Consider the following 9248-nt stretch of genomic DNA (forward strand, 5'->3'; position numbering starts at 1 on the left):
TTACCAAGCCTCCCTTCCCGCCGGCAGCGTCATTCGGATGAACGTTCCCTCATCCGGTGCGCTCTCAAGCGTCAGGGCATATTCATCGCCGTACGTAAGCTTGAGCCGCTGATGTACATTTCGCATGCCGATTCGGTATCCTTCCCGATCTTCCATATCGTCGAGCGACTCCATCAACTGCTTCAGCCGCTCTTCCGTCATGCCTTCTCCGTTATCGGAGATTTCGATCATTAGCTTCTTGTAGTCGTCAGACATCGTTGTACGAATAACGACGCATCCGCCCTCTTCTTTGCTTTCCAGCCCATGCACGACCGAATTCTCAACAAGCGGTTGTACGATGAGCGGCGGCACTCGGACCTGCAGCGAAGCTGGATCAATATCCAACTCGAAGCCGAGCCGGTCGCCGAAGCGGAATCGCTGGATTTCCAGGTAACATCGAACAATCTCAATCTCATCGTCCAGTTTAATGCTCGAACCGCCGATTTCAAGATTTTTGCGCATCAGCGTGCCCAGCAACTTCACCGTCTGGGCGATCTCGGTCTGCTTGTTCATGTGCGCCTTCATTCGAATCGACTCTAACGCATTGAATAAGAAGTGCGGATTAATCTGGCTCGCCATCATGCGAAGCTTAATTTCCTTCTGCTTGATCTTGAGCAAATTCTGCTGTTCATTCGATTCCCGCACTTCTTCCATCAGATCGCGAATGCTATGCATCATCCCGTTGAATTGGCGGGCTAATTGACCAACCTCATCGTTACCGTCTATCTGCAGCGCAACATTCAAATTACCGCTGGCCACTTTATTCATCTCCCGGCTAAGCCGAAGCATCCGATTGGCCAGCAGTTTGGATACGAACGATATCAATATAATCGCTACGATTAAGCTGAACAGCATAATCATCAAGCCAAGCATCCCGATACGATTCGCATCCTTCACGATGCCCTCAATCCCGATGACCGATACGATGCGAAGTCCGTTTCGACTTGCGGTCGGCGTAATCGATTCCACGACTACCTTGGACCGTTTGCCGTCGACCAACGTATTAAAGGTTCCATCCTTGAAGCCGTCAAGTGTCATCCCGACGCTTACATCGCTTAATTCAAGTCCTTCATCCGCAGCGCGGGTGGACGCTACAATACGATTGTTCTCATCAATAATCATCGTATCGAACGGCTCATTCATCAGAATGTTCGTTAATTCGCTTCGTTGGAGCGAGATGACGAGAATGCCGCTCGTTCTATATCCCAAGAAGTCGATACGCCGCACAAGGTTCAAGTATTTAGTACCCGGATTCGTCTCTTCGTCGAAGTAATACCACAAAGCCATCTGACTATCCAGTGCTTCTTTATACCAGTAGGCCGCCTGTGTTGCCGTATCCGCCTTCATATATTCCCAATTGTTCAGCAAAGTCGGATTGTCGACATATAATCGAATGCTCCGAATTTCTTTATGAATTTCTCTGATTCTTTGGAATATCGGATATTCGTTGTACGCGCGGAATACCTCGCCCGAACTAGCGAACGAAGTATTCGCGATATCGTACAACTTCTTATCATACATGAGGGTGCTCGCTACATCGATTGGCACAGCCAGCAATTGGCTCATCCGCTGTTTAATCCGTTCCACGTTGTTCAACGATTGCGCGACTGCATCGTCGAGCACCTTTTCTCGAAATTGAGACGTAAGAAAAAGGCCCACAATAAGCAGGGGAACGATAACGACGAGTACGAGCGACAGAAACAGCTTCGTACGTATTTTCATATTATTAAACCAATTGGAAATCCAATGCATCTGTTCTTAGCCACACCTTCTTATCGCGTACCGTCATATCGAACCGTGTCGATTATTGTCATCTATTATACGATATCTGTGAAGCTCTAGTTTCGTCTATTTCATGAAGCTTCTTAATGAAGCTTGCGGAACTGCTCGGGCGTCATGCCCTCTGCCTTGCGGAATACCGATATAAAATGGCTCGCATCTCGATAACCGACCTCTTGCGCAATTTGCATGATCGGTTTTCGCTCCAGACCGCTAATGAGTTCCTTCGCTTTGGACAACCGCAGTTGAATGAGATACGTATAGGCGGTCATGCCGAACGCTTTGCGGAACAGCATGTTCAAATAACGGGCAGACACATTCAGTTGATTTGCCATTTCGGGCAGTCCGACGGCTGGGTCGCTGTAATTGCTGTCCAGCCACGCAAGCAGCGGGTTAAGCCTTTCCATATGCTGAAACAGCGAAGAACCCGAGCTGACTTGACCATATTTTTTCAATAGAAGAAGAAATCGATACAACCCGCTCGAAGCATCCAACCCCGAACGGTCATCCGCCGTCTCGATCGCAACGAGCATTCGCGTCAAATGACCGCTTAGCTCTGACGCTTCTTGCTCCCACTTGAACCACTCCGAATGCCGGAAGCCAAGCGAAGTCACCATAGGTGCCGCCTGGGACCCATCGAACGTAATATAGCTTGTCGACCATTCGTCACTGGCTTTGCGATAGGAATGCTTGATATGCGGATATAGCAAAATGCCTGTATGCGGCGGAAGCGTCAGCCGCTGACCGGCAACCTCAACGATACCTTCGCCGCTGACCGTCTCCAGCCAATGGAAGCATGGGTACCCTTCTTCGCGGTCGATGGACTCCTGCTCCGGATTATAACCAATGCTCTCTACGTAAATTGGCAATGCCGGTTGCGCACCAGTGAATAGAAAGTGCCGCTGACGGCCATCCGACAGACGGACAGGATTCCCTCTTCCAAGCCGATTAGTTGGATTGACTCTCATTACATATCCCTCCGTGTCCTAGCATAGCACAATCGGCTCTGAAGAGCATGACCTGCGGGCGATTGTCCTTACATTTCAATGGGTCTTTTGGATATCTTTAGTTGCCAACAACTGTGCGCTAATGTAATATCAGTGCAGGCTTACGACATTTGTTCGATTCGAGGGGGATTCGGCACGATGGATGGCTATATGCTTCTGGTTGTCGTACACGTAATGGCAGCAATTATCGGAATCGGACCAACCTACTTCTCGCCTGTCCTGCTGCGTGCAGGTCAGTCGACGGAACAGCTGCGCTCATCGTTTCGTCTTGGCGCCACTCTTGAGCTATTTCCGAAGATAGGCGGGTCTCTAGCGGTAATTAGCGGACTCGTGCTCGTCATCATCGGCGACTATCAGTTCAAGGACGTATGGATTTACGGTTCGCTTGTTATTTATGTCATGATCCAAATTCTAGTCATCGGCTTCGCTGCGCCAAGACAGAAGAAAGTGTTCAACTGGCTGTTTCATCAAGCTTCAGCTGTTCAATCATCCTCGAATCCTCCTGGAGAATACAACGCTCTCGTATCGCAAGTCCGGGTCATTCACTACATTGCTACTGTACTCGGCATCGCTTTGTTCGTACTGATGATCGTGAAACCTACCCTATAACCATTACGTTCAATTCCATAGCCTTACGCAAAGAATCTCCAATCCCGCTAAGCGGATTTGGAGATTCTTTGCGTGCAAGCCTTGCATCAAGCATGCGTGAGTAGCTACGCAGATTATACTTTCACGCGGATAACATTCCACGATGCTTTCGGCAGCGATGCTTGAATCGTAAGGCCGTCCGCTGTTGCGTTGCCGTTGTTCTTCGGCACAACGCGGTTCGGCTGCAACTCCGTGTTAACGGCTTTCAGATCGTCCGATTCGAGCACGATATGCTCGATGATCGTTGCAGCGCCGAAGCTGCGCAGGTCGATCTCGAATGGAAGCGACTCTTCCAGATGGCGGTTAACCGCGAAGATCGTGACCTCTTCCTTCTCTTCGTTATGAATCGCGATTGATTCGAGGTAAGGAACATCCGTAATTTCTTTTGTGTCGTACTTGTCCGATTGAACGAGCGGCACAAGCGCTTTGCCGCGGCCAAATACCGAAGCGTGCATATATGGATAGAAGATCGTTTGACGCCAAGCGCCGCCGCCGGTCGATGTCATGATTGGCGCGATTACGTTAACGAGCTGTGCAAGACAAGCCATCTTCACACGATCGGAATGCTTCAACATAGCGATGAGCATCGTACCGACAACAAGCGCGTCCTCGTGGTTGTACACGTCTTCAAGCTGTGGCGGAGCGATCTGCCATGGATCCATCTTCCTGTCTGCTTCGTTGGAGTGGAACCATACATTCCATTCGTCGAACGACAGGAGCATTTTCTTCTTGCTGCGTTTCTTTGCTTTGATGTAATCGCAAGTGGCTGCGACCGTACGAATGAAGTCTTCCATTTGGAGCGAACGCGCGAGGAATGTCGGCGTATCGTTCTCATGGTTGCCGTAGTATTGATGAAGCGACAAGTACTCCACGTGGTCATACGTGTGATCCAGTACCGTTGCTTCCCACTCTGGGAACGTTGGCATACCGATTGCCGAACTGCCGCAAGCGACGAGCTCGATCGTTGGATCAACCCATTTCATAACCTTCGCCGATTCGAGCGCAATGCGTCCATACTCGACTGCCGTCTTGTGGCCGATTTGCCAAGGGCCGTCCATCTCGTTGCCGAGGCACCAAGTCTTAATGTTGTGAGGCTGCTCATAGCCGTGGGAACGACGCAGATCGCTCCAGTACGAACCGCTTGCATGGTTGCTGTACTCGACAATATTGCGTGCATCATCGATGCCGCGCGTACCGAGGTTAACCGCCATCATGACTTGCGTATTCGCTTTCTTCGCCCAGTCTACGAATTCGTTGAAACCGAATTGGTTCGTTTCGACGACGCGCCATGCGAGCTCTAGTCTGCGTTTGCGCAGCTCTTTGGGACCTACTGTGTCTTCCCAGTTGTAACCGGATACAAAGTTGCCGCCTGGATAACGTACGATCGGAACTTGCAGCTCGTTGATCAGACCAAGTACGTCACCGCGGAAGCCATTCTCGTCCGCTGTATTATGACCTGGCTCGTAAATACCGTTATATACGGCACGGCCCAGATGTTCAATGAAGGAACCATAAATACGGTCATCAATCTCGGAAATTGCAAAATCTTTGTCAACAATCATTTTGGCTTTTAAACTCATGTAGACAACTCCTCTACCTTGAATTAATATTGGTGTTAAGTAGATTAAGAATTATGTTAATCCTTAATTCAATTAAAAACGATATCGCTTTCATATGCAACATATTTTTTTAAATAAAAGCCTTTTCATTCAATTAGTTTATGTATATATTAATTATTATGTAAATACAGAACCAATTCACTTTCATATAAATGACCGGCATTCATATTCACTGTAGTGATGGAGGAACGATAATGATTAAAGCCAGTGCAGATGTCAAATGGCTTCCGCTATTCGAAGCGCTTGCGAGCGAAGTACGATTAAACATATTGAAGCTTCTCGCGCAGAAGCCAATGAACAACAAAGACCTGGCTGAACAGTTGAACTTAAGCGGCGCCATAGTCACCATGCACATTCGCAAGCTGCAGCAGGCAGGGCTTATCCGATCTGAGATGGTTCGCCTGAATGGGGGCACGCATAAGCTTAATTCGATAATCGAGGAATGGATTGAGATCTCGCTCCCGCAAGTGGAGGAGACGATACGCCTTATGCATGAGGTTTCGATTCCAGTCGGGCATTACACCTCGTTCGAGGTTCATCCGACTTGCGGTCTGGCGACTACGTCTCAATATATCGGTCACTTCGACGATCCGCGTTACTTCCTCTCGCCTGAGCGGATGCATGCGAATATTTTGTGGTTCGGCAAAGGTTATATCGAGTACAAAATTCCAAACTATCTGCTTCCGTCTCAACAGCTGACAGAGATCGAGATTACGCTGGAGATATCATCCGAAGCGCCTGGCGTCAACTCCAATTGGCCTTCCGATATTCGCTTCCATCTGAATCGTACGGATCTTGGCTACTGGACGAGTCCCGGCGATTCCGGCGGCGGACGCGGTTCCTTCACTCCGGAATGGTGGACGGATAACATCAACCAATATGGCTTCCTCAAGGTGCTGCGTATCAACGAGGAAGGAACTTTCATCGATGGCGTTATGCTGTCTCCTAACGGGATTAACGTGATCGAGCAGGAGCGTAATCAGTGGACGCTGCGGTTATCGGTTGACGACGATGCAGCCCATGTCGGAGGCCTGACTCTGTATGGCAAAGGCTTCGGCAACTATAATCAGGACATTGTGTTCCGAACGTATTACAAACAGCAGTAAGCCTCTCGCTCTGACGCTGCTGCTGTACATTCATTGCGCAGACTCGTCTCCACTCTTTAAATATGTTACGATCTACATAGAGCACAATGGGCCGATAGTCGCGCCTGCTTGCAAGAGCGTACCCGTTTGGAGGAGGAACCGATCATGCTTTTCATCGATAATCAAGGCATAACCGATCCGACCATTAACCTGGCGATCGAAGAATATGTGCTGCGTCAGCTGCCTATGACGGACAGCTACCTCTTGTTCTACATTAACGCACCATCGATCATCATTGGCAAAAATCAAAATACGATCGAGGAAATTAACGCCGAATACGTTAACGAGCGCGGCATTAAAGTAGTTCGCCGCCTCTCTGGCGGCGGTGCCGTCTATCATGATACCGGCAACCTGAATTTCAGCTTCCTAACGAAGGACGACGGTCAATCGTTCCACAATTTCCGCAAGTTTACGCAGCCTGTCGTCGACACCTTGCAAGCGCTTGGCATCGATGCTGAGTTAAGCGGCCGTAACGACATTCAGATCGGCGATCGCAAAGTATCCGGCAACGCTATGTTCGCAACACGCGGACGGATGTTCAGCCACGGCACGCTGCTTTTCAACTCCGAGATGGAACATGTCGCCTCCGCTCTGAAAGTGAAGCCAATCAAGGTGGAGTCCAAAGCTACCAAGTCGGTTCGTTCCCGCGTAGCTAACATTACCGAGTTCCTGCAGGAGCCTCTGACGATTGAACAGTTCCGTGACGAGCTGCTTCGCCACATCTTTGGCATGGAGCCTTCCGAGGTGCCGCAATACCGGCTTACAGAAGAGGACTGGAAAGCGATTCGTGAGCTGTCCGAGTCCCGTTACCGCAACTGGGACTGGAACTATGGGCGATCGCCTAAATTCAATATCCAGAACGCCTATAAGTTCGCTGCCGGCATTATCGATGTGCGACTTGATGTCGAAGATGGCCTCATTGCAGGCTGCCATATCTTCGGCGACTTCTTCGGCGTGGGCGATGTGGCCGAGCTGGAGCAGGTGCTTACCGGCATCCGCTACGAAGAACAGGCTCTGCAAGCCGCGCTTGCGGACCAAGAGATCAGCCATTACTTCGGCAATGTCACACAACAGCAATTGATTGACCTGCTGCTGCTGAAGGAGCAAGTGTAACCGACGCATTGTAATAAAAAAAGCGACTTGCCGCCTCGGCCTTCGTCCCATTCGGAACGAACCGGTGCTGCAAGTCGCTTTTTAGTTTCGTGATAGTTGCAAGTAGGCTGCTCATAAGCTAACGGATGCTGCGGTGCTTATTGAATCCTAATGGTCTACTTTCGATTCTAACGTGTTCTATTGAGCTTATTTGCTCTATCTTAACCAAAAAGATTGCCACCGAGGCCTAATAGCCTCAATGGCAACCGTTGAACATTTATTTTCAGTCATCTTAGCTAAACAGCCGTTCTGATAACCGTTAGTCAGTCCGTCATCATCCTATGTCGAGCTGTTCGCCTCTAGATGATCATCTTTCATTCGCCCACGACTGCCCAATACGAACAGTGTCGTACCGATCCACCCGCAGATGGAAGCAATGATGAGCAGACTTGATAAAGCGACTGACTCCGATAATCCTGCGCTTAACAGCGGACCAAGCGTTCCGCGGAAGCCGAACAACATCAAGTGAACTCCGAATATGACCCCTTCTCGGCCAGGCACCAGTCGGAAAATAAAGGACAAGATACCAATGTCCCAAATCGCTTCTCCCATGCCCTGAATACCGTTGCCTACAATGACGGCACTATAGGTTCCCCATACGCCGTACAAGAGCGGAACGACCGCATACGCGCCGATCCCGACCATCAGTGTGTAACGGATATCATATCGGTCGATCATCCAGCCAGCAATGAGATAGGTCAGCAATAAACCCAAATAATAAGCGATCCGCGCTAAACCAATCTGTACATTCGTTAAGTCGAGCTCATCCACCTGTATAATCTGATACAGCGGGTTAGCGAGCATATTGCCGAAACCGGCAAAAGTCGTTGCTAACAGAAATACAGCCAATATCCGGTTGCCCTTCACAAGACTCCACTGTTCGATCAGCGTTTCCTTCGCGGAGCGCTTCTGCTTACGTTTGCTGTCCGCTTGCACAGCTGTTTTCGGCAACCTTATCGTGTTGAACAGCACAATCGATAGGAGGCCGAAGAACGAAGCGGCTAACAGCGGACCAGAAGGCCCTGATTGGTCAGACCAGCTGCCTACGATATACGCCAGCGGTATCATCAGCGCGCCCATTGCGACGCGTACATACCCCATCAACCTGCCTCGCACATCCCAAGGATACATCTTTGGCAGCAATGAAGCGTACGCAGGCGCTTGAATGCCCATTAACAGCTGGAACGTAACAGCGGTTGCGACATAAACCGTCGGATGCGGAAACAACGCCGGAAACACCAGCAATACCCTGCCAATCGCATTCGGGAAAATAAAAAACAGCCTATACTTCCCTGTGCGTTCAATAAGGCTCGCCCATAATGGCGAGAAAATAAGTCCGATCGCCGGTGCAGCCGATAATAGGCCGACCTGCAAATTCGATGCCCCTTCTCGGATCGCGAAGGGCATAAAGAACTGATTCATTACAACATTAAACACGCTGAATATCATTGACGCCCAAACATCAATCTTGGCATTGTACCAGACCCGCGCTTGCATCGCCAAACCGAACCTTACAACGGCGTGATGTCTTCGCTGCGGTTGTTCTCTTTCCATGGATGTCCGTCCCTTTCCTACTGTGCGCATTCTCTCGTAAGTGTAGTCCCACTAGAGATATCGGTCAAGACATAATAGATTGGTATGCGCTTAAAACACAAATCCGTCTACGTAAATAACAAAAAACCACCTCTTCAGGTGGTGTGGTTGATAATAATTGGTTGCGGGGGCAGGATTTGAACCTGCGGCCTTCGGGTTATGAGCCCGACGAGCTACCGAGCTGCTCCACCCCGCGATAATATAATGGTGACCCGTAGGGGATTCGAACCCCTGTTACCTCCGTGAAAGGGAGGTGTCTTAACCCC

Annotated in this window: 7 protein-coding genes and 1 tRNA gene; 3 read left to right on the forward strand and 5 right to left on the reverse strand. The window is 49.7% G+C overall.

Annotated features, from left to right (window positions below; all coding sequences use genetic code 11):
* Positions 1-1761 (reverse strand): sensor histidine kinase, encoded by a 1761-nt coding sequence (locus tag SBI19_RS14630; RefSeq protein ID WP_317969386.1) that lies wholly within the window; start codon positions 1759-1761, stop codon positions 1-3.
* A 143-nt stretch (positions 1762-1904) separates the two neighbouring features.
* Positions 1905-2786, reverse strand: a complete 882-nt coding sequence (locus tag SBI19_RS14635) for a helix-turn-helix transcriptional regulator (RefSeq protein WP_317969388.1) — start codon at positions 2784-2786, stop codon at positions 1905-1907.
* A gap of 177 nt (positions 2787-2963) precedes the next feature.
* Between SBI19_RS14635 and SBI19_RS14640 the strand changes: the two genes are divergently transcribed.
* Positions 2964-3434 carry a DUF2269 family protein gene (locus tag SBI19_RS14640; protein ID WP_317969390.1) on the forward strand — a complete coding sequence of 157 codons (471 nt, stop codon included), beginning with the start codon at positions 2964-2966 and terminating at the stop codon, positions 3432-3434.
* 113 nt (positions 3435-3547) lie between these two features.
* Here the strand turns inward: SBI19_RS14640 and arfA are convergent, their stop codons facing one another.
* A complete protein-coding gene (gene arfA, locus SBI19_RS14645; protein WP_317969392.1) occupies positions 3548-5053 on the reverse strand; it encodes an arabinosylfuranosidase ArfA in 1506 nt (501 codons plus the stop codon).
* Between the two features lie 233 nt (positions 5054-5286).
* Here arfA and SBI19_RS14650 point away from each other — a divergent pair, with 233 nt between their 5' ends.
* Together SBI19_RS14650 and lplA are read left to right on the forward strand one after the other, a co-directional pair.
* Positions 5287-6198, forward strand: coding sequence for an ArsR/SmtB family transcription factor (locus SBI19_RS14650; RefSeq protein WP_317969394.1), 912 nt, complete (start codon positions 5287-5289; stop codon positions 6196-6198).
* Between the two features lie 144 nt (positions 6199-6342).
* Entirely contained in the window at positions 6343-7350 is a 1008-nt protein-coding gene (lplA, locus tag SBI19_RS14655; RefSeq protein ID WP_317969396.1) for a lipoate--protein ligase, read from the forward strand.
* 318 nt (positions 7351-7668) lie between these two features.
* On the opposite strand, the gene SBI19_RS14660 is transcribed toward lplA, so the two are convergent.
* Positions 7669-8943 carry an MFS transporter gene (locus tag SBI19_RS14660; protein WP_317969398.1) on the reverse strand — a complete coding sequence of 425 codons (1275 nt, stop codon included), beginning with the start codon at positions 8941-8943 and terminating at the stop codon, positions 7669-7671.
* 158 nt (positions 8944-9101) lie between these two features.
* Positions 9102-9178 (reverse strand) — tRNA-Met (locus SBI19_RS14665).
* Positions 9179-9248: the final 70 nt, after the last annotated feature.

It is taken from the genome of Paenibacillus sp. CCS19 (genome assembly GCF_033239625.1).
Classification (GTDB): domain Bacteria; phylum Bacillota; class Bacilli; order Paenibacillales; family Paenibacillaceae; genus Paenibacillus_T.